The organism is Streptomyces sp. UW30, assembly GCF_008042075.1.
Lineage (GTDB): Bacteria > Actinomycetota > Actinomycetes > Streptomycetales > Streptomycetaceae > Streptomyces.
In genome coordinates this window covers 1-646 of record NZ_RDBN01000136.1, presented here as the reverse complement: position 1 = coordinate 646, position 646 = coordinate 1, and the positions used below count along the sequence as shown (strand labels likewise).

The 646-nt window shown below is 75.7% G+C and carries 2 pseudogenes; one reads left to right on the top strand and one right to left on the bottom strand.

Features of this window, described 5'->3' with window-relative positions:
- Window positions 1-465 (bottom strand): annotated as a pseudogene (locus EAO75_RS44860) (hypothetical protein); the annotation flags it as partial.
- A gap of 24 nt (window positions 466-489) precedes the next feature.
- Here EAO75_RS44860 and EAO75_RS44855 point away from each other — a divergent pair.
- A pseudogene (locus EAO75_RS44855) lies at window positions 490-582 on the top strand (succinate dehydrogenase/fumarate reductase iron-sulfur subunit); the annotation flags it as partial.
- Window positions 583-646: the final 64 nt, after the last annotated feature.

Below are 646 nucleotides of genomic sequence, written 5' to 3'. Positions count from 1 at the left end.
CCCCTCCTCCAGCCCCCGCGCCTGATCGAACGCGGCGGCCTGCCCGTCCAGCAACCGCCCCGCCTCCTCGCACCGCCCGACGATCCCCGCCAGCGCATGGCGCCGAGCCGCGGCCTCCTCCGGCACGCCGCCCTCGTACTGCCACCGCATCCGGAACGCGACCGCCAACTCGGCCCGCGCGTCCGCCAGGACCCGTGCGAAGGGCTCCACATGCTCGGCGTCCCCCGCCCCGAACCGCCCCGCGACGAACCCCAGCTCCTCCCCGCTGACCCGCACCCAGTCGTCGGCCGCGACCAGCGCGGCCCGCGCCCGCTCGTCGAGTTCCCCGGCGGCAGGCTCCGCGGCCTGAACCGGCGCCCCACCGGGAGTCGTACGCTCCCGCGCGCGCCGCCTGCGCCGCACGAACCCGTAGCCCGCGAGCACCCCGGCCGCGACCAGGGCCACCACGGGCATCACGAAGTCCACGGCGGAACTCCCCCCGTCGCCCTCGTCCTCCCCCTGAAGGAACGGGCCGTGGACCGCAAGTACGACCCACTGGTGTGGCTGGGCTCGAAGATCAGGAGGCGCTCCGCGGCGGAGTGAGGACCTGGTCCTTCCCGGCGTTCCGTCTCCGGGTCTCCTCATCCGTTGCCCCCTGTCGCTCCAC